This window comes from Streptomyces griseoviridis, from assembly GCF_005222485.1.
GTDB classification, from domain to species: domain Bacteria; phylum Actinomycetota; class Actinomycetes; order Streptomycetales; family Streptomycetaceae; genus Streptomyces; species Streptomyces hintoniae.
Genome location: NZ_CP029078.1, coordinates 6,904,871 through 6,924,455, shown reverse-complemented (window position 1 = coordinate 6,924,455; position 19,585 = coordinate 6,904,871). Strand labels below are relative to the sequence as shown.

The window sequence follows — 19,585 nt, the reverse complement described above, 5'->3', positions numbered from 1 at the left end:
GCGGCAGGGCACACCTCCGCGGTGGTGGTGTCGTCGGGTCACCGGACGTGTCAGGTGTACACACAGTCAGTCACGAGTTGCGGAGTACGTCAATACCCGGACGAGGAACGGCATTTCAGCCATATCGACGGCGCGGGGGCGGCGGCCGGGGTGGGACGGGCCGAAGAGACGACGGGGTGAACGGGTGAGGACGAGCGGGGACGGGCCGTCGGGGGTCAGTCGGCGGCGATCCGGAACGCCATGTGCCCGAAGCCGATCAGGTCGCCCTCGCGGACGACGGCGGCGCCGAGGACGCGCCGTCCGTTGACCGTCGTCCCGTTGGAGGAGCCGAGGTCGCGCAGCACCCACATGCCGCCCTGCCTGCTCAGCTCGGCGTGCACCCGGGAGACCGTCTCGTGGTTGAGCCGCAGGCCGTTCGCCGGGTCGCGGCCGATGCGCAGCGGGTGTCCCGCGCCGGGGTGCGGCAGCAGCAGCTTGGGGAGGCGCTCGGCCTGCCAGGCCCTGCGCAGCCGCACGGTGAAACCGGAGACCGCCTCGACCGTCCCGAACACCAGGCGCGACACCCGGCTCTCGGTGGGCAGATCGGCGGTGAGCACGGCGAGTTCGTCGGGACGGCGGGCGGACAGCGCCAGTTCCATGCGGCGGATGAACGTGTCGTGGGAGAGCCGTCCCAGGGCGACGCCGTCCCTGAGCACCTTCAGCGCCTTGTCGCGCTCCGCGTCGGAGATCCGCGCGGGGTACGTGTTGAACTCGAATGACGACGTCACATTGGTGATTGTCGGTCAGCGACTCCCCAGGTGTCCAGAACGCGAGCGATCGGTGACCGCACCAGGACATCCGGTCGACACCCGGCCCGAAAGGCGGTGATCGGACGGCGGATCGACCGCGTATGCCGCACGATGGACGGACTCCGTCACGATGGGCAGACGAAGGGGAACCGTCCGTGCAGTTCGAGGTGTGGGCACCGCAGGCCGGCCGTGTGACGCTCCATTGCGGGGGCGCCGCACACGCGTTGGGGCGTGATCCCGACCGCCCCGGGTGGTGGTGCGGCGAGGCGGAGGCGCGGGACGGCACCCGGTACGGCTTCGCGCTCGACGACGGTCCCGTGCTGCCCGACCCGCGGGCGCGCCGTCAGCCGGACGGACCCGACGGGCTGAGCGCGGTCGTCGACCACGGGCGGTACGCGTGGCGCACCGCGTGGGCCGGGGTGCCGCTGCCCGGGGCGGTCCTGTACGAGCTGCACGTGGGCACGTACACCGCGGAGGGCACCCTGGACGCGGCGGCGGAGCGGCTCGGTCACCTCGTCGAACTGGGCGTCACGCACGTCGAGTTGATGCCGCTGTGTCCCTTCCCCGGGCGGCACGGGTGGGGGTACGAGGGGGTGTCGCTGTGGGCGGTGCACGAGCCGTACGGCGGGCCCGAGGCCCTGAAACGGTTCGTCGACCGGGCGCACGCGCTCGGCCTCGGGGTGGTCCTGGACGTCGTCCACAACCATCTCGGCCCTTCGGGCAACCATCTGCCCGCGTTCGGACCGTACTTCACCGACACGCACCACACGCCGTGGGGCTCGGCGGTGAACCTGGACGCGCCGGGATCGGACGAGGTACGGGCGTTCCTGGTGGGCAGCGCGCTGGCCTGGCTGCGGGACTACCGGCTGGACGGGCTGCGGCTGGACGCGGTGCACGCGCTCGTCGACACGCGCGCGTGCCACTTCCTCGAGGAGCTGTCGACGGCGGTGGACGGCCTCGCCGCCGAAGTGGACAGACCGCTGTTCCTGATCGCCGAGTCCGACCTCAACGACCCGCGGGTGATCACCGCGCGCGCGGACGGCGGGCTCGGCCTGCACGCGCAGTGGAACGACGACTTCCACCACGCCCTGCACACCGCGGTGACCGGCGAGTCCCAGGGCTACTACGGCGACTTCGCGCGCGCCCCGCTCGGCGCCCTCGCCAAGACCCTCACCGGCGGCTGGTTCCACGACGGCACCTACTCGTCGTTCCGGGGCAGGCACCACGGGCGCCCGCTGGACCGCGCCCGGGTGGCCGGGCACCGGCTGCTCGGCTACGGCCAGACCCACGACCAGATCGGCAACCGCGCCCAGGGCGACCGGCTCGCCGCGTCCCTCTCCCCCGGCCTGCTGGCCTGCGTGGCGACCCTGACACTGACGGCGCCCTTCACCCCGATGCTCTTCATGGGCGAGGAGTGGGCGGCGGGCACGCCCTGGCAGTTCTTCACCGACCACACCGACCCGGACCTCGCCGACGCGGTACGGCGCGGCAGGCGGCGGGAGTTCGCGGCGCACGGCTGGGCCGAGGAGGACGTGCCCGACCCGCAGGACCCGGCGACCCGCGACCGCTCCTGCCTCGACTGGTCGGAGCCGGCCACCGAGCCGCACGCGCGCGTGCTGGCCTGGCACCGGCGGCTGATCGCGCTGCGCCGCGAGGAGCCCGACCTGACCGACCCGGACCTCGCCGACACCAAGGTGGCGTACGACGAGGGCGAGCGCTGGCTCGCCTTCAGGCGCGGGGACGTCCGGGTCGCCGTCAACCTGGCGGCGGCACCGGCCGCGATCCCGCTAGGCCCGCGCCCCGCGCGCGTCCTGGCCGCGTGGGAGCCGGTGACACCGCCGGGGGCCGACGGGGTGCTGCACCTGCCAGGGGAGTCGTGCGTGGTGCTGCGGCAGGGGTGAGACGGCCGTGGCGGCCCCGCCGGGCCACGCGCTCAGGGCTGGTCGGCGTCGGTGTCGGCGGCGTCGTGATCGGAGTCGCTCCTCAGCTCCGTGACGCGTTCCAGGAGGATCGCCTCCCAGGCGCGGCCCAGTTGGAGGCGCAGCGCCGGGAGCGGGCCCTCGTCCTTGCCGTCGAGGGCCGCGGCGAGCCGCAGCAGCGTGTCGCAGCGGGCCAGCCAGAGGCCGCGCAGACAGGGGCGGGCGCCGTAGCCGGCCAGGGTGGCGGCGCGCACGGCGGCGGGTGAGCCGACGGCGACGGCGAGACCCGCGATGTCCTCGGCCGGGTCGCCGAGGACCGCCTCCGTCCAGTCGAGGACGCCCCGCACCCGGCCGTCGGCGCGCACCACGAGGTGGTCGCCGGTGAGGCCGTGGTGGACCAGCACCGCGCTCCCCGGCTGCACGGCGAGCTGGACGGCCGCCCGCGGCGGGAACTGCTGAAGCCCGGCCGGGTCGAACTCGTCGGCGTCGCCGAGCCGTCCCGCCGTCTGCACCGCCATCCGGCGCAGCGCCTCCAGGGAGCGCGGCGCGACCTGGGGCACGCCGAGCGTCTCGGCCTGCCGGGCCGGCACCTCGCGCAGTCCGGTGAGCAGCCCGGCGAGGTCGGCCTCCCCGACGGCGGAGACGTCGTGCTCCTCGGCGGTGCCGCCGGGCACGACGGTGTCGAGCGTGTACGTCAGGCCCGGCGCCCATTCGCCGTGCGCGACACCGGCCGGCACGGCGACCGGCAGCTGCGCCCTGACGAGGTCGCGCAGCCGCAGCTCGCGGCGGAGCCGCACGGCGGCGGCGCGATCGGGCGCGAGGCGCAGCACATGGCGGGTGCCGACCCACCAGGTGAAGTGGCCGCCGCCGGCGGCGGCCTCGCCGACGGGCCGCACGTCGGGTCCCGGGCGGCCGTCGGCTCCTGCGGGGTCTCCCGGTCCCTGACCCTCCTTGAGCAGGGACGCGACGAGTCGCCTGACGGTGTCGGCGGTGGGCGCGGACGGCGGCGCGGGTGACTTGGGCATGGTCGTCGTACCGCCCTCGCTCAGTCCACCACGACCAGTTCGCGGGTGGTGTCGTTGAGACGCCGCCCGCCGCCCTCGGTGACCGTGACGATGTCCTCGATCCGCACCCCGAAGCGGCCGGGCAGGTAGATGCCGGGCTCCACGGAGAAGCACATGCCGGGGACGAGGGGCCGCTCCTCGCCCTCGATCATGTACGGCGGCTCGTGCGTGGTGACGCCGATGCCGTGTCCCGTGCGGTGGATGAAGTACTCGCCGTAGCCGGCGTCCACGATGACCTGGCGGGCGGCCCGGTCGACGTCCTGGCAGGCCGCGCCGGGGCGCACCGCGCGGAACCCGGCCTCCTGGGCGGCCCGCACGATGTCGTGCACCGCGCGCTCCTCGTCGTCGGGCGCGCCGACGTGGACGGTGCGGGAGGTGTCGGAGCCGTAGCCGTCCTTGAGGCCGCCGAAGTCGAGGACGACCATGTCGCCGTCCTCGATGACCCGGTCGCCCACCTCGTGGTGCGGGTTGGCGCCGTTGGGTCCCGACGCGACGATGGTGAAGTCGACCTGCTCGTGCCCGAACCGGCGCAGCAGGTCGGCGAGGTCGGCGCCCACCTCGGACTCCCGGCGGCCCGCGAAGCGCACCGCGCGGATCTCCTCGAACGTCGCGTCGGCCGCGGCGCCCGCCGCCGCCATCAGTTCGAGCTCGGCCGCGTCCTTGACGGCGCGCAGCATCGGCAGGGCCTCGGTGAGGGAGGCGTGCGAGGTGTCGGGCAGCGCGCGCTGGAGCCCGAGCAGATGCATGGCCCAGGTGTTGTCGCTGATGCCGAAGCGGCCGGTGCTGTCGAGGAGGGCGGCGGTGGCGGCGTAGGGGTCCTTGCCGTCGGTCCAGTCGCGCAGGCTGAGCGCCTCGGCGCCGGGTGCCTGGGCGGCGTCCGGGGCCTCCAGGGTGGGGACGACGAGGACGGGGGGCCGGTCGGGGGTGAGGACCAGCAGGGTGAGCCGCTCGGTGACCGCGGTGGGCGCGTAGCCGGTGAGCCAGACCAGGTCGGGGCCGGGTGCCACGAGGAGCCCCGCGAGACCGGCGTCGGCGGCGGCCCGGGTGGCGCGGTCCATACGGGCCCGGTAGTCGTCGACGGTGAAGGACGTGGGCGTGCGGCCGGACATCCGGGCCTCCCTGGACGGGTGGTAAGGAATTCAAGGGCTACGGTGAGCATCCTGCCCGGATCCGGAGGACGGCGCGAGCCGGTCGGCGGTGCGTGGAGCGGGGCCTGAGCCCGGCCTGGGGCGGTGCCCGCGGGCCGGGCCGACGGTTCAGACGACCACTCCGGGTACCACCGTCACGCGCTGCTGGGCGCCGGTGCGGTGGCGGACGGTCAGGGTGATGCGGGTGCCGGGGCGGGCCCCGGTCACCGCGCGGGCCAGATCGGCCGTGCCGGCGACGCGGCCGGCGCCGAACGCGACGACGACATCGCCCCTGACCAGGCCGGCCGTGAAGCCGGGTCCTGGGACGTGCACGGCGACGATCAGGGCACCGGGCCGCTCCGTGTCCACGACCTGCACCCCGAGGGTCACCGGAGCCCCGGCGGCCGCCGCCCCGGCGGTGCCGGCCGGCCGCGGGGGCGGGCCGGGCCGCGGCGCCGCGTGCCCCGCGCCGCCGAGCAGCGTGACGCCGACGGTGCCGAGGCCGACGCCGGCGAGCAGCAGGACCGCCCCGACGCAGAGGCCGAAGAGGGTGGTCCGCAGCCGCCGGGCACGGCGCCGCCCCGCACGCGGGCGGGCCGCAGGCGGAGCGGTGCCGCTCCCCCGGCCGGTCGCCCCGCCGGGTCCCTGGCCGCGGCCGGCCGCCGGGCCGTGGTCGGGGTCCTGCCCGCGCCGCCGTCCTGGGGGCCCGCCCGGGTCCCGGCCGGGCATCGGTCTGGGTCGCAACGCCGTCTGTTCCATGTGTCGCCTCCGGCCGGACCTCTACCCGGCGTACGGGCGCGCCACGAGCCACGAACGGGTGAGAGCGTCCCGGGCGGTGCCCGGCCCGGGACGCGGACGGGGGCCGCCGGAGGGCGCGGCTCAGCCGACCGGCAGGGCGAACGGCAGCGGCGCGGGCGCGGGCAGCCGCAGGGGCGCGGGCGCCGGCACGGAGGCGGCCGGCGGGACGGAGGTGTCCGGCGGGACGGGTGCGGACGGCGGGGCCGGTGCGGTCACCGGGGCCGATACCGCCGCCGGGACCGGTGCGGACGTCGGGGCCGGTGCGGGCAGAGGGACGGCGGGGGCCTGGTCAGGGCGGAAGCCGTGGGTGCGGGCTCCCAGGTACTCCTCCTTGTAACGGTCCACCTGCCGGTGCCAGTTGAGGATGCCGGCCATCCAGTGCTCCAGGTCGCGCACATAGGCGTCCATGGCCTCGCGCGCCTCCTGGGAGAGGCCGAAGTCCTCGTACACGATGGGCAGTTCATGGGCGACGACATGCTGGAACTGCTGCATGCGCTGGGTCATGAGGTCGTGGACGACGGCGAGCGCGGACGGGTAGTCGATGCCGAAGAAGTTCTGCACGACCAGGATCGCGTTGTGGATCTCGCCCTCGAACTCGATCTCCTTCTGGTACGAGAAGACGTCGTTGATCAGGCACGCGTAGTCGATCGCCGCGTTCTCCAGGGAGCGCACCGGGCCGCTGCGGTAGACCTCGGGCGGGACCGCGGGGCCCGCGCCCATCCGGCACAGGTCGAGGGTGAGGTCGGAGCCGAAGGTGCTGCGCCGCATCTCCAGGTAGTCCACCGGGTCGGGGATGCGGTTCTGGAGCTGGTTGGACAGCTCCCAGACCCAGCTCGCGGTCATCTTGTCGACGGCTTCCTTGAGGGAGCGCCGGTTCTCCCGGCCCATCCCGGCCGTGGTGTGCGTCCACAGGTCGATGAGGCCGCGCTCCATGGCGTTGGCGGGGGCGGGCACCGGTTCGCCGTCGACCGGCATGCAGTCCGAGAGGCGTCGGGTGATCAGGTGGGCGGCGGCGAGGTCACGGCGGTGGCCGAAGACCAGCGGGTAGTAGTCGTCGCCGTAGGTGCCCCAGGCCAACCACCGTGAGCTGAGGTCGAGTTGCTCGGGGGTGGCGTCCGGGTCGATGCCCGCCGAGCAGAGCGGCAGGTCGGCGGCGGCGAGCCGGTCCTCGTCCCAGACGCCCTCCTGGAGCATGCCCATGGCGTGCATCCACTCGACGAGATGGACCCGGGCGGTGTCGAGGTGCGGGCTCAACTCGACCTGGAACGGCATGTGGAAGTCGGGCAGCAGCGACGGGCCGACCCTCTGGTGCGGTACGTGCGTGTACGCGCGCAGCCGTTCGGCCCCGGCCGCCGAGAGCAGCGCGCGGACGTCGACGGCCGAGGTGCCGAGCCCGGTCGGCGCCGCCCAGGGCGTGGTGGTCCGCGCGCGGGCGTTCATGTAGCGGCTGGAGCGCATGTGCCACTCGTGCCCGCCGGACTGCCAGTCCTGGAGGCCCTGGGCGTACTTGGCGACGGCGAGCGTCTGCGCCGGGTCGAGGCCCTTCTCCACGGCCACCGCGGGCACTTCGGTGAACGCGGAGTGCTCGAACTGGTGCAGCCGCGAGGTGAGGACGTCGTTGACGATCTCGGCGGCCTCCTGGGTGGTGCAGCCGAAGAACTTCTCCAGGACGAGGACGCCGTTGCTCAACTCGCCCTCGTCCTCGACCTCCCGCTGGTAGGAGAAGAGGTCGTTGCGGAGGTGGACGCCGTCGGAGAACGTCTCCATCAGCACCCGCAGCGGCCTCGACTCGGCGACGGAGGCGGGCACTTCGGCGGTGGCGTACTCCACGAGCCCCGCCGACCAGGGCGCCCCGCCGACCTTGCGGCGCATCTCGATGTACTCGACGGGGTTGGCGATCCGCCCCTCGTTGATGTTGGACAGCTCCCACAGCGACTCGTTGAGCAGATGCTCGGTGGCGGTCGCGAACCGGCGCCGCCACTGCGCGGACATCGCGGGGACGGTGCGCCGCCACAGGTCGGCGAGGCCCGCCTCGACGGGGTTGCACGGCTCGGGCATCGGGGTGGAGAGGTCCATCGGCATGAACAGCGGGAGCCGGTCCAGGTACGCCTTGCCGCCCGCGCGGTCCTGGGTGCGCTTGAAGATCTCCAGGAAGTGGTCGTCGAAGAAGAAGACCCACACGTACCAGTCGGTGATCAGCGACAGCGCCGGGCCGTCGCACTCGGGGTGGGTGTAGGCGCAGAGCAGACCGTAGTCGTGCGCCTCCAGGTCGGACAGGTCCCAGACCCCGGACCCCTCCAGCATGCCCATCTCGCGGGCCCACTGGGTGGAGTGGGCCCGCGCTTCGTCGAGGTGGGGGTTGAGCCGCGCGGGGTACGGCATGTAGAAGTGCGGGAGTTCGAAGGGCTGCTGCGTCATGGCCGGGCCCTACCCGTGGCCTTCCGAGGGCATCCACCCGCGGGGACATGATCACACCATCGCGTGAATCACGAGTGAAACCTGGTCCGCGGGGTGACGGATGTGGCGTCGCGCCTTCCTGACGGATGTGGCGTCGCCCCTTCCGGCGCTCCGCGCGGACCGTCGCGGCGGGACGGCGAAGTCGCTCCGTGGGGACCCGCGGTGACCGTGTGTCAGGTGCGGACCTGGATGAGGGCGTGGGTGCCCGCCGTGCGCCAACTCCCGCCCTCCGCCGCGTCGAGGGCGGCCTCCGTGGCGGGCGCGAGGCCGGTGACGACGTCCGACTTCAGGGTGCGCAGGGCCGCGACCGGGCTCGGGAAGTGGGCGGTGACCTCGGCGAACGGGACGGTGGCGGGCCAGCGCCTGTCGCCCACCAGACGCCGGTAGTTGAGGTCGCCCTTGACGACGGTCAGGGCCGCGGTGGCGAGTTCGGCGCGCAGGTCGGCGGGGAGGTCGGCGTACGGCAGGGGGCCGGCCGAGAAGGGGTGGGCGCGGACGGCGAGGGTGCCGTCGGTCATCGCGGACCACAGGAGCCTGCCGTACTCGGCGGCCCTTCCGTCGGCCCGGACCAGCCGGGTGAGGGCGTCGACGACGTCGGCGGTGGTGGCGTCGGAGACGTAGTAGGGGTACGGCTTGACGTGCAGGACGGCGCGGCCGACGCGGCCGTGTTCCAGCAGGTGGGCGATGAGGAGCAGGTCGGGGACGAGTTCGCGCCCGGCGTTGTCGGCGATCAGGCAGAGGGTGCCCGCGCCGCCGGACGGGAGCAGCGACCAGAGGGTGTCGCTGTCGTCGGCGACCAGGGCGGGGACCGCGGCGGCGGTGGCCGCGGCGGAGTCGGAGAGGCGGAAGCCGAGGTCGGCGCGGTTGCCCCAGAGGGAGCCGTGCAGCAGGGCGCGGGCCTGTCCGTCGGCGGGCAGGGTGGTGAGGTCGTCGAGGGCGGCCAGTTCCTCGTCGGTCTCGGGGGCGGCGAGTTCGGCCAGTTTGAACGGGCGGAACGGGTCGATGCCCTGCCAGGGGCCGGGGGCGAAGTAGCCGACGGCGTCGAGGAGCCGGCGGTAGAAGTAGCTCTCCGACCAGAGCCAGGGGATGTCGTACCAGGAGCGTCCGACGTGGGTGCCGAGGCCCCAGGCCGTCCAGTGGTCGCGGTCGTGGGCGGTGGCGGAGAGGGGTTCGACGGCGCCGTCCGCGCAGTTCGCGAGGAGCGCGTCGAGGGCGCGGTGCCGGGTGGGATCGTAGGGGAAGGCGTCCCTGACCTGCTGGATGATCGCGGGGTGGCGTTCGGCGAGGACGCTGTGCGGGAACGAGCCCGGTTCGTCGCCGAGGATCACGGGGGCGGTCGGGGTGGCGGACATGCCGTCCACCGTAGCGCGCTGGTCAGACGGGCCTGATCTCCCGCTCCAGGCGGGAGGCGAGGTTCAGATAGCGGGCGCGGCGGGTGACCGGGACCATGCCGCGGATCATGACGTGCCACATCTCGGCGACCCGGCGCGGCTGCCGGGCGACGGGTTCGAGGGAGCGGCCGACGACACGGGTGCCGACGAACCAGCTGACCAGGGCGTGCGCGACGGCCTCCACGTCGATGTCCGGGTGGATGTCGGACTCCTTCATCGCGCCGTGCAGTCTGCGGGCGGCGATGTCGCGCCATTCGGTGAACGGGTGGGTGAGCGGCGGGCGGACCTCGACCGGGCCGGTGGCGAGCCGGAGTCCGGCACGCGGGACGGGGCCCTCGACGGAGAGCCGGGCGATGCCGAAGGTGATCCTCATCAGGGTTTCGAGGGAGGTGTGGCCGCGGGCGTCCATCTCGGCCACCACGTCACGCAGGGTGCGCGACTGGATCTCCATGATGGCGTGCGCGAGGTCTTCCTTCGCCGCGAAGTGGAAGTAGAGGGCGCCTTTGGTGACATGGGCGTGTTCGACGATGTCACTGAGGCTGGTCGACTCGTATCCGCAGCGGTCGAACAGGTCTGCTGCGGCCGTGATGATCGTCGCGCGGGTCTGCTCGGCGCGTAACTGCCTCGCCATCGACTGAACACTCCTGGGACGGAACCGAACACTCCTGGGACGCGAAAGAACGGGTCATGCCGTTTGTTTCTTACTCCCCGTACACGATAGCTCACGGTGCGACGGCGATCGGGGCATATTCCAAGACCTCGAATTTCCGCTCTGTTTCCGGGACTTGAACCCGGGCAGACACGTGTCACCCGGCTCTGTTCCGGCGGTGTTCCCCCTCCTCGACGACAGACCGGACGGCGGGGCGCCCGCCCCGATGAGCGCTAGAGTACGAGGCGACCGGTTGGTTTTCAATGAGACGCAGACGGCCCACTGCGACGTGCGACCGGTTCTGCGCACGCCCGGGGCGCCGGCCGGCCGGGAGCGGCGGAGGTGCGGTCATGGCGAGACAGCAGCGCGGCATCAGGACGCGCAGGACGATCCTGGAGGCGGCGGGGGCCGTCTTCGACGAGCACGGGTACTCCTCCACCACGATCGCGATGGTGCTGGAGCGTGCCGATGTCACCAAGGGCGCCCTGTACTTCCACTTCCCGTCCAAGGAGTCCCTGGCCCGTGCGGTGCTGGCCGAACGGCCGCCGCTGGAGGCGGTGCCCGCCCGGCCGTGCAAGCTCCAGGAGATGGTCGACGTCACCTTCGTGCTGGCCCGCAGGCTGCTCGACGACCCGCTGCTCAAGGGCGGGGTGCGGCTGGCCGTCGACCAGTGCGCGCCGCAGAGCGTGGATCACGCGGGGCTGTTCAGGCGGTGGGCCGACCATCTGCTGTGGCTGCTGCGGCAGGCGCGCGAGCAGGGCGAGTTGCTGCCGTCGGTGAACCCGAGGGAGACGGTGGAGATGCTGGTGGGCTCGCTCGCCGGCATCCAGTTGATGTCCAGGGCGCTGACCGACCGGGCCGATCTGGCCCACCGCATCTCGGTGTTGTGGTCCCATGTGCTGCCGAGCATCGCGGTACCCGGACTGCTCCCCCGGATAGACACGGCGGCCGACCGCGGCTCCCGCATCACGAACGGCCTGGACCGGCCCGGGACGTGAGGTGAACGCGCCGGGGCCGCGCTCCGTACTCCTCGAAGCACCCCGTTCCGCGCCGGCCGAGGAGACGTTCCGGATGCCCCGGATGACCGCACACCGCACCGCCCTGGCAGCCGCCCTCACCGCTCCGCTGCTGCTGTGGGCGGCGGGCCCCGCGCGGGCGCACGGCGCCCCCGTCGATCCGGACGCCCGGGTCCACGCCTGCTCCCCGGAGGGTGCCTCGACGTCAACGGCCGCGTGCCGGGCGGCCGTCGCGGCGAACGGCGGGCCCTTCACGGCGTGGGACAACCTCCGGGTGGCGAACGTCGGCGGCCGGGACCGGCAGACGATCCCGGACGGCAAGCTGTGCAGCGGCGGCCTGCCCGCGTACCGGGGGCTCGACCTGGCCCGCCCGGACTGGCCGACGACCCGGCTCGTCCCGGGGGCGCGGATGACGATGAGGTACGCCTCGACGATCCGGCACACCGGCACGTTCGAGCTGTATCTGACCCGGCAGGGCTACGACCCGACGAAGCCGCTCACCTGGTCCGACCTGCCGACGCGGCCGTTCGCCTCGGTCACCGACCCGCCGCTGACCGGGGGCGCGTACCGGATCGGCGCGACCCTGCCGGCCGACTGCGGCGGCCATCACGTGCTGTTCACGATCTGGCGGAACTCCAGCACCCCGGACACCTATTACTCGTGCTCGGACGTGGTGTTCCCGACGGCCGCGGCCAAGAGCGGCGCGGGAACTCCGGCCGCGCGCCGGCCGGCGAGCACGGCACCCGCCAAGTCGTCGGCGTCCGGGGCGACTTCGACGTCGCACGCACCGTCGGTGTCCCCGTCGCCGCGGCGGAGCGCGGCGGCCGGGCCGTCCCCGGAGGCGGCGGCGCCCGGGAGCGCCGCCGCGCAGCCGAGGACCACGCCGGTCGCCGTCGCCTCCGGGTCGGGCCCGTCGGCGCCGCTGCTGGCGGGCGGCGCCGCGGCGGTGCTGGTGCTCACCGGCGGCGCCGCCCTGGCCCTGCGCCTGCGTCGGCGCTGAACCCTTGCCTACGGCAGGTCAGTTGACGTAGACGGTGGCGCCGTTGTCCTTCACCGGGGCGTACTTGGCGGTGAAGTAGCCGCTGCTGAAGCAGAGCGACGAGCCGGACGTCTTGGTGAACGCCTGGTTGGTGAAGTTGATGCTGTTGTCGGTGTTGCTCGACGTGCCGGTCAGGCTGGGCGCCTGGTAGACGCAGGTGATGGTGCCCAGCAGGGTGTTGAGCTTGACCGTGGTCTGGATGACGGAGCCGCTCGCCGGGCTCACCGTGAGACCTCCGGCGGAGGTCACGGCGGTGGTGTACGGCAGGTTGTCGACGGTGATGCTGTTGACGCCGGTGACGCCGACGACGTTGCTGGTGCAGTTGGCGAAGGTGTGGCCGGTGACCGACTCGGTGGCGGTGCCGGGCGCGGCCGGGTTGGAGCTGACGGTCGCGGTGAACGTCGACGACGTGCACTTCACACCGCTGGTGCCGGTCGCGCTGGAGTAGAGGGTGGCGCTGGTGCCGCTGGCCAGGGGCGCGGTCAGGGTGTCTCCGACGGCGACGGCGGTGCCGCCGGCCGAGCCGGTGGTGAGGACGTTGCCCGCCGCCGAGGCGGGGGTGGCGGCCAGCGGGACGGCCAGCGCGGCGACGGTTCCGACGAGGGTGAGCAGGGTGCGAGTGCGCATGCGGGCATGCCTCTTTCCGGAAGGGGTGCAACTGAGGGTGATGGACGGTGCTGGGCCGAACGGTGTGAGGGAGCGCCAGTGCGGGGGGACGCGGATCGGCGTCCGCCGTTGCCGGCCCGTCACGCCTTCTCCGTACGTGACGGACCGGCAACGACGACCGGCCGGTGCACCGGTCGCGGACCCGTGGAAGGGGCCAGCGGCCGGGCCGGGCGGGACTGGCGGCCGGCACGGACCGAAGGGGAAGCGCCCGTGCGGGCCGTCGGTGAGGGTGGGACTCGGGGCGGTTCAACGCCCGTACTGGACAGCGAGGTCCGGGAGACGCGGACAGGTGCCGCGTGACGGGATCCGGCGCCACGGATCCGGGATGAGCCAGAGGAAGTTGTAGACCTGATGGTCTGTCAACGTCAAGGGTCAGAGCGCCAGTTGCTCCGTCACCTGGGGCTTTCGGGAAGCACCGACACGGTCGCGTCGCATGCCCGAAACACAATCAACACCCTTTTTCCACAACTCTCTTGACCCCTAAATGTAACCCCCGGTAACTTCCTCGAAGGCTACTGCGGAGTACGAGATCGCCCTCGCGTCCACCGGGAGGCATGAGGAGGCGTGCTGCGCAGCCGCTGTCCGCGCCAGGACAACGCGCCGCTGATGCCCAACCCGCACTGACTATGCACATGGGAGCAGAAATGGCCTCGTCCTCGGACGTCACCTCGTCCGCCGAGAACCCCGAGAACCCCGAGAGCGGTTCCGTCACCGAGTCCGCGAGAGGCGGACGGGTCCGGCTGCGCCGCGCGGCGGTGATGGCCGTACCGGCCACCGCGATCGCCGCGGGGCTCGCCATCATGACCGCGCAGGGCGCGCTCGGCGTGCAGTTCGCGATCTCCGGCATGCCGTTCACGGTCACCGCGACCGAGCTGAAGGGCACCGGCTTCGAGCAGTTCGGCGGCCTCGACAACATGGCCGACGGCAGCCCGAACGCGGGCGACACCGGCGGCCAGGTACTGGTCATCACCTCCGCGATCAAGAACGCCACGCTGACCAAGCTCTGCCAGAGCGTGGACCTCGGCGGCACCAACCTGCTGATCAAGGCGGGCAGCGGTGCGCACAAGGTCGAGGCGAGCGATCTCACCACCGACTCCACCGAGCTGTCGGGCGACGCGTCGTTCAACAACATCGAGATCGGCAACGACGCGAGCACGCTCACCAAGGCCGGCGTGAAGGGCCCGATCGGCGTCTTCAGCCAGCAGGCGGACACCGTGCGGATCGCCAATCTGCGCCAGACCAACTACGCCACCACGGCAGGCGTGTTCAAGCTGCCGGGCCTGAAGCTCAGCTTCAGCGGCTCGGGTTGCTGATGTCAGGCACCTCCAAGCAGGGCATACGGTCCGCCTTCAGGCAGTGGCGGGCCGTACGGCCTTTCTGGGGCGGGCTGTTGCTCACCCTGGGCGGCGCGGAGATCCTGCTCACCGAGAAGGCCTCCCTGAAGGTCGTCATGCACATCGGCATGCAGGGCCTGGCCGGCTATCTGCTGCCCGCCGTGATGATGCTGTGCGGGCTGCTGACCCTCTTCAGTCCGGGCCAGCGGCTGTTCTACTCGATCCTCGGCGCGCTGGCCACGCTGGGCACCTGGGTCACCTCGAACCTGGGCGGCTTCTTCGTCGGCCTGCTGCTCGGCCTGGTGGGCAGTTGCCTGGCCTTCGGCTGGCTGCCCGACCAGGAGCCGCGGGTCAGCAGGCGCAGGCGCAGGGCCGAGCGGAGGAAGCAGCACGACGGGAACACCGCCACCGACGTGACGCGGGCCGCGCGTCCCTAGACCCACCGCCGGGCCGACCCGTCCGTCCACGGGGTCGGCCCACGGCCGGTGTGTCCAGGGGCACTTCAGGGGGCCGGGGATCCCGGGCGCACCCGGGTCGGCTCGACGACCGGGCGCGCGGCGGCCCGCTCGTCCTCGGGACCGTCGTCCTTCATCGCCTTCGCCTCGCTCTTGAGGATGCGCATCGACTTGCCGAGCGCCCGCGCGGTGTCGGGCAGTCTCTTCGAGCCGAACAGCACGATCACCACGATCGCGACGATCAGCAGATGCCAGGGCTCCAGGCCGTTGCGGAGCATGGCGCACCTCCCTCTTCCACGGTTGCTATATTGCGCAACTGTACAACCATGGGGAAGGACGCAGAGGCGCCGATGACTGTGACGAGCAGCCGTACGACAGCACGTCCGCGCCACCGCGGCGACCGGCCTCCGGCCCGGGACCGCCGGCGCAGGCGAGGGGGCGGGCGGCTGCGGACCGTCCTCGTCGTCTGCCTCGCGGTGCTGGTCCTGGTGGCGGCCGGGGCGGGCTGGCTCTATCTGAAGCTGAACGGCAACATCAGCACCTTCGACTCCGACGGCCTCTCCGACGACCGCCCCGACGCGGCCTCCTCCAAGGGCGAGAACGTCCTCGTCATCGGCTCCGACGCGCGCACCGGCGGCAACTCCGCACTGGGCGGCGGCGACAAGAGCGACATCGGCCGCTCCGACACCGCGTTCCTGCTCCACATATACGCCGACCACCGGCACGCGCTGGCCGTCTCCATCCCCCGCGACACCCTGGTCACCATCCCGCCGTGCAAGCTCCCTGACGGCAGTTGGACCACGACGCAGGCCAACACCATGTTCAACGCGGCCTATTCGGTCGGCCAGACCGCCAAGGGCAACCCGGCGTGCACCCAGAACACCGTCGAGGAGCTGACCGGGATGCGGGTCGACCACACGGTCGTCGTCGACTTCAAGGGGTTCGCGCGGCTGACGGAGGTGGTGGGCGGGGTGAAGGTGTGCCTGCCGCAGGACATCTACCAGAAGGACCTCAACCCCAACCGGGCGACGCGCGGCAAGCTCCTGTTCGAGCAGGGCGAGCAGAGCGTCTCGGGGGAACGGGCGCTGGACTACGTGCGGATCAGGCACGGCATCGGCGACGGCTCCGACATCGGCCGCATCAAACGCCAACAGGCTTTCGTGGCGAGCCTGTTGAAGAAGGTCAAGAGCGACGGACTGACCCCGACCAAGCTGCTGCCGCTGGCCGACGCGGCGACCGCTTCGCTCACCGTCGACTCGGGGCTCGGCTCCGCCGACAAGCTGATCTCGTTCGTGATGTCGCTGAAGGACATCGACCTGCACAACACCAAGTTCGTCACCGTGCCCTGGCGGTACGAGGGTTCACGGGTCGCGGTCGTGGAGCCGGACGCCGACGCGCTGTGGGCGGCCCTCAAGGCGGACCGCACGATCGACGGCAAGGACGCCAGCGGAGGGACCTCGGGCGGGAAGGGCAAGGGCGCGACGGCGACGCCGTCCCCGAGCGCCGTCGACGGCTCAGGGGTCTCCGTCACCGTCTACAACGGCACCGCCGTCTCCGGGCTCGCGGCGCGGGCGGCGGACGAGCTGACCGCCGCCGGGTTCACGGTCACCGGCACCGCCACCGCGACCAGCCAGGACCACGCGACGACGGTGATCCAGTACGGCCCCGGCCTTCAGAACCGCGCCCGGAAGGTCGCCCAGCTCTTCCCCGGCGCCGAACTCCGGGAGATCGGCGGCGCGGTCGTCAACGTCGTCCTCGGGCAGACCTTCGCGACCGCCGCCCCGGCCACGGCCGCCCCGTCGGCGGTGCCCAGCGGAGTGTCCGACGAGGCCAGGTCCGCGGACGACGACCCCTGCTCCGACCTCAGTTACGGGTGACGGCGCTCGTAGCGGGCGCGGGCGGCGACAAGCGCGAGGGCGTACAGGCCGAGGACGGCGCCGAGCAGCAGATGGAAGGGGACCGGCAGCCGCGTCATGTGCAGCGCGGTGCCGAGCGGGGTCGGCGGCAGCAGCAGGCCGATCAGGGCCAGCACGGCGGCGGCCCGGCCGACCGGTCCCGGACCGCGCTTCTCCGCGATGCCGCGCCCGGTGCGCAGCAGGACCATCACCAGGGCCTGGGTGAGCAGGTTCTCGGTGAACCAGGCCGAGTGGAAGACGGACTCGTCGTCGAGCGCGTCGGGTCCGTGCAGGGCGATGGCGAGGACCGCGAAGGTGGCGAGGTCGGCGACGGCGTTGAGCACGCCGAAGACGGTGATGAACCGCAGGAACGCGCGGGGCCGCAGCCCGGTCGGGCGGCGCAGCACGGACGGCGCGGGCCGGTCGAGGGCGAAGGCGAGCTGGGCGCCGTCGAAGCAGAGGTTCTGGACCAGGACCTGCGCCGGGAGCATCGGCAGGAACGGCAGCAGCAGTCCCGCGGCGAGCATCGCGAGGACGTTGCCGAGGTTGGAGGAGAGGGTGACCCGCAGGTAGGAGGCGATGTTGCCGCTGCTGTGGCGTCCGGCGACGACCGCGTGCCCGATCGCGGTGAGGTCCTTGTCGCCGAGCACGACGTCGCCGGCCTCGCGGGCCACGCCGACCGCGTCCCTCGGCACGATCCCGACGTCGGCGGCGCGCAGCGCGGCCACGTCGTTGACGCCGTCCCCGAGGAAGCCGACGGTGTGGCCCGCGCTCCGCAGTCCCGCGACGATCCGCGCCTTGTCCTCGGGGGTGCAGCGGGCGACGACGGTGGGCCCGTCGCCCGGGACGTCGCCGTCGGAGGCGAGGCGTACCGCGGCGGGTTCGAGGCCGAGGTCGCGGCAGGCGCGGGCGGCGGTCGCCGGGTGGTCGCCGGTCAGGACGTGCACGGTGACGCCGAGGCCGGTGAGGGTGCGCAGCGCCTCGGCCGCGCTCGGGGCGGGCGCGTCGTGGAAGGTGACCAGGCCGCGCAGGGCGAGGCCGCGTTCGTCGCCGCGCGGCCGGTCGCGGGCGGGGCGTTCGGCGGTCGCGAGGGCGAGCACCCGTGACCCGGCCGCGGCCTCGCGGGCGGCGAGCGCCAGCAGCCGCCGCCGTTCCGCCGGGCTCGCGTCGCAGCGCTCCAGGACGTCCTCGACGGCGCCCTTGACGAGCACGGTGTGGACGCCGAGTCCGGGTCCGCGCAGCACGACGGCGGCGAGCCTGCGGTCGGGTCCGCACGGGTCGGCGGTGAGCCCGTCGTGATCCTCGTACTCCGCGCCGGCCGCGTCCGCCGCGTCCAGGAGGGCTTCGTCGAGGGCGTCGGGGGCGGGCAGTTCGGCGAGCTGGAGGGTCCACCAGGTGTGGACGGCGGCCCAGCGCAGCACGTCGGGGTCGTCGTGGCCCGCCGTGTCGAGGGCGCGGGCGACGACCGGGCGGTCCTGGGTGAGGGTGCCGGTCTTGTCGACGCAGAGCACGTCGACCGCGCCCAGGTCGTGCAGGGCGGGCAGCCGTTTGACGATCACGTCGTGGCGCCCGGCGAGCAGGGTGGCGCCGCGCGCGAGGCAGGTGGTGACGATCACCGGGAGCATCTCGGGGGTGAGTCCGACGGCGACGGCGACCGCGAACGGCAGGGTTTCGAGGCCCCGGCCGCGGAGGGCCGCGTTGGCCATGAGGACCAGTGGCGGGGTGAGCAGCATGAAGCGGATCAGGACCCAGGAGATGCCGTGCACGGAGCGGTCGAAGGCGCTGCCGCCGCGCGGTGCGCCGAACCGGTGGGCGGCGGCGAACCGGGTTCTCGCGCCGGTCGCGACGACGACGGCGGTGGCGCTGCCGGTGGCGACGCCGCTGCCCTGGAAGCAGAGGTGGGCCTGCCCGAAGGCGCCCGCCTCGGACCCGCGGGACCCGTCGGGCACGTCGGCCGCGGCCTTGGGCACCGGCGCGGACTCGCCGGTGAGGGCGGCCTGGTGCACGGTGAGCCCGCGCGAGCGCAGCAGCCGTACGTCGGCGGGGACGAGGTCGCCCGGTCCGAGCCGGATCACGTCGCCGGGGACGAGTTCGGCGACGGGCACCTCGCGGGCCCGCTCGGTGCCGCCCTCGGACCGGCGCAGCACGGTGGCGGTGCCGCTGACCAGGCCGCGCAGGGCGGCGATGGAGCGGTCGGCGCGGTGTTCGCCGGTGGCGCGCAGCACACAGCTGACGGCGACCAGGGAGAGGATCACACTCGCGGTGCCCCAGGAGGCGACGGCGGCGGAGACCAGGGCGAGGCAGAGGAGGACGGCGGTGAAGGGGTCGCGCACGCCGCGCAGGCAGCGGCGCGGCCAGGACGGGGTGCGGGCGCCCGGGACGGTGTTCTCGCCGGTCGCGGTGAGGCGGGCGGCGGCCTCGGTCTCGGTCAGTCCGCGCGGCCCGCTGTCCAGGCGGCGCAGCACCTGGAGGGCGGTGCCGTCGGCGGGGGCGGGGCCTGAGAAGGCCGGGTCGGAGGGGGCCGGGGGCGCGGTGTCAGAGGCCACGGATGCGGGGGGCCGGGAGTTCGGCTCGGTCGGTGAGGCGGCCGACCATCAGCCGCACCACGTCGACGATGTCGGGGTCGTCCACGAAGTAGACCTGGCGGCGGCCCTCGCGGCGGGCGCGGACCAGGCCCGCGAGTTTCAGCTTGGTGAGGTGCTGGCTGACGGCGGGCAGCGCGCCGCCGACCCGGTCGGCGAGGCCGGTGACGTCGCTCTCGCCCTGGGCGAGGGCCCAGACGATGTGCAGGCGGGCCGGTGAGGCGAGCATCCCGAAGGCCGCGGCGGCCTGGTCGAGCACGTCGGCGGAGGGGTCCTCGAAGCCACTGCCGGCTGTCGCCACCGTCGTTCGCCTTCCTCGCTCTTGTCGTCGTCACTGCGGGTCGTCGGGCCCGGGTCGGGGCCGGGGGACCGGACCAGTCTAGGTGGCCGGAAGAAGATCGGCGG

General features: G+C 73.4%; 17 protein-coding genes. 6 read left to right on the top strand and 11 right to left on the bottom strand.

Annotated features, from left to right (window positions below; translation table 11 throughout):
* Window positions 1-215 precede the first annotated feature (215 nt).
* Window positions 216-767, bottom strand: coding sequence for a DUF1707 and FHA domain-containing protein (locus tag DDJ31_RS30030; RefSeq protein ID WP_127177265.1), 552 nt, complete (start codon window positions 765-767; stop codon window positions 216-218).
* A gap of 176 nt (window positions 768-943) precedes the next feature.
* On the opposite strand from DDJ31_RS30030, the gene treZ reads away from it, so the two are divergent.
* On the top strand, window positions 944-2,689 hold the full coding sequence (treZ, locus tag DDJ31_RS30025; RefSeq protein ID WP_127177266.1) for a malto-oligosyltrehalose trehalohydrolase: 1,746 nt from the start codon (window positions 944-946) through the stop codon (window positions 2,687-2,689).
* Between the two features lie 32 nt (window positions 2,690-2,721).
* On the opposite strand, the gene DDJ31_RS30020 is transcribed toward treZ, so the two are convergent.
* The 6 genes from DDJ31_RS30020 to DDJ31_RS29995 all read right to left on the bottom strand — a co-directional run bounded on the left by DDJ31_RS30020 (window position 2,722) and on the right by DDJ31_RS29995 (window position 10,175).
* Entirely contained in the window at window positions 2,722-3,732 is a 1,011-nt protein-coding gene (locus DDJ31_RS30020) for an aminoglycoside phosphotransferase family protein (RefSeq protein ID WP_127177267.1), read from the bottom strand.
* A 20-nt stretch (window positions 3,733-3,752) separates the two neighbouring features.
* Complete coding sequence (locus tag DDJ31_RS30015; RefSeq protein ID WP_127177268.1) at window positions 3,753-4,880, bottom strand: aminopeptidase P family protein; 1,128 nt, start codon at window positions 4,878-4,880, stop codon at window positions 3,753-3,755.
* A gap of 147 nt (window positions 4,881-5,027) precedes the next feature.
* Window positions 5,028-5,657: a PDZ domain-containing protein gene (locus DDJ31_RS30010; protein ID WP_127177269.1), complete on the bottom strand. Its 630-nt coding sequence runs from the start codon at window positions 5,655-5,657 to the stop codon at window positions 5,028-5,030.
* Window positions 5,658-5,777: 120 nt separating this feature from the next.
* Window positions 5,778-8,114 carry a germacradienol/geosmin synthase Cyc2 gene (cyc2, locus tag DDJ31_RS30005; RefSeq protein WP_127177270.1) on the bottom strand — a complete coding sequence of 779 codons (2,337 nt, stop codon included), beginning with the start codon at window positions 8,112-8,114 and terminating at the stop codon, window positions 5,778-5,780.
* Window positions 8,115-8,326: 212 nt separating this feature from the next.
* Window positions 8,327-9,505 (bottom strand): damage-control phosphatase ARMT1 family protein, encoded by a 1,179-nt coding sequence (locus DDJ31_RS30000; RefSeq protein ID WP_127177271.1) that lies wholly within the window; start codon window positions 9,503-9,505, stop codon window positions 8,327-8,329.
* Between the two features lie 22 nt (window positions 9,506-9,527).
* Window positions 9,528-10,175 carry a ScbR family autoregulator-binding transcription factor gene (locus DDJ31_RS29995; RefSeq protein WP_127177272.1) on the bottom strand — a complete coding sequence of 216 codons (648 nt, stop codon included), beginning with the start codon at window positions 10,173-10,175 and terminating at the stop codon, window positions 9,528-9,530.
* Window positions 10,176-10,543: 368 nt separating this feature from the next.
* On the opposite strand from DDJ31_RS29995, the gene DDJ31_RS29990 reads away from it, so the two are divergent.
* Together DDJ31_RS29990 and DDJ31_RS29985 are read left to right on the top strand one after the other, a co-directional pair.
* The gene (locus tag DDJ31_RS29990) at window positions 10,544-11,191 is read left to right on the top strand and encodes a ScbR family autoregulator-binding transcription factor (RefSeq protein ID WP_127177273.1); all 648 of its coding nucleotides are present in this window, start codon (window positions 10,544-10,546) and stop codon (window positions 11,189-11,191) included.
* A gap of 73 nt (window positions 11,192-11,264) precedes the next feature.
* The gene (locus tag DDJ31_RS29985; protein ID WP_127177274.1) at window positions 11,265-12,209 is read left to right on the top strand and encodes a lytic polysaccharide monooxygenase; all 945 of its coding nucleotides are present in this window, start codon (window positions 11,265-11,267) and stop codon (window positions 12,207-12,209) included.
* Between the two features lie 18 nt (window positions 12,210-12,227).
* Here the strand turns inward: DDJ31_RS29985 and DDJ31_RS29980 are convergent, their stop codons facing one another.
* On the bottom strand, window positions 12,228-12,875 hold the full coding sequence (locus tag DDJ31_RS29980; RefSeq protein ID WP_127177275.1) for a Tat pathway signal sequence domain protein: 648 nt from the start codon (window positions 12,873-12,875) through the stop codon (window positions 12,228-12,230).
* A gap of 683 nt (window positions 12,876-13,558) precedes the next feature.
* Between DDJ31_RS29980 and DDJ31_RS29975 the strand changes: the two genes are divergently transcribed.
* Together DDJ31_RS29975 and DDJ31_RS29970 are read left to right on the top strand one after the other, a co-directional pair.
* Entirely contained in the window at window positions 13,559-14,227 is a 669-nt protein-coding gene (locus tag DDJ31_RS29975) for a DUF6230 family protein (protein WP_127177276.1), read from the top strand.
* The gene (locus DDJ31_RS29970; protein ID WP_127177277.1) at window positions 14,227-14,685 is read left to right on the top strand and encodes a DUF6114 domain-containing protein; all 459 of its coding nucleotides are present in this window, start codon (window positions 14,227-14,229) and stop codon (window positions 14,683-14,685) included. Before DDJ31_RS29975 ends, DDJ31_RS29970 begins: the two co-directional genes overlap by 1 nt.
* 65 nt (window positions 14,686-14,750) lie before the next feature.
* On the opposite strand, the gene tatA is transcribed toward DDJ31_RS29970, so the two are convergent.
* On the bottom strand, window positions 14,751-14,981 hold the full coding sequence (gene tatA, locus DDJ31_RS29965) for a Sec-independent protein translocase subunit TatA (RefSeq protein WP_127177278.1): 231 nt from the start codon (window positions 14,979-14,981) through the stop codon (window positions 14,751-14,753).
* Window positions 14,982-15,053: 72 nt separating this feature from the next.
* Between tatA and DDJ31_RS29960 the strand changes: the two genes are divergently transcribed.
* A complete protein-coding gene (locus DDJ31_RS29960; protein WP_127177279.1) occupies window positions 15,054-16,580 on the top strand; it encodes an LCP family protein in 1,527 nt (508 codons plus the stop codon).
* On the opposite strand, the gene mgtA is transcribed toward DDJ31_RS29960, so the two are convergent.
* The gene (mgtA, locus tag DDJ31_RS29955; protein WP_127177280.1) at window positions 16,571-19,144 is read right to left on the bottom strand and encodes a magnesium-translocating P-type ATPase; all 2,574 of its coding nucleotides are present in this window, start codon (window positions 19,142-19,144) and stop codon (window positions 16,571-16,573) included. The two genes, DDJ31_RS29960 and mgtA, sit on opposite strands and share 10 nt — an antisense overlap.
* Complete coding sequence (locus DDJ31_RS29950; protein ID WP_127177281.1) at window positions 19,134-19,481, bottom strand: ArsR/SmtB family transcription factor; 348 nt, start codon at window positions 19,479-19,481, stop codon at window positions 19,134-19,136. Before DDJ31_RS29950 ends, mgtA begins: the two co-directional genes overlap by 11 nt.
* Window positions 19,482-19,585 lie beyond the last annotated feature (104 nt).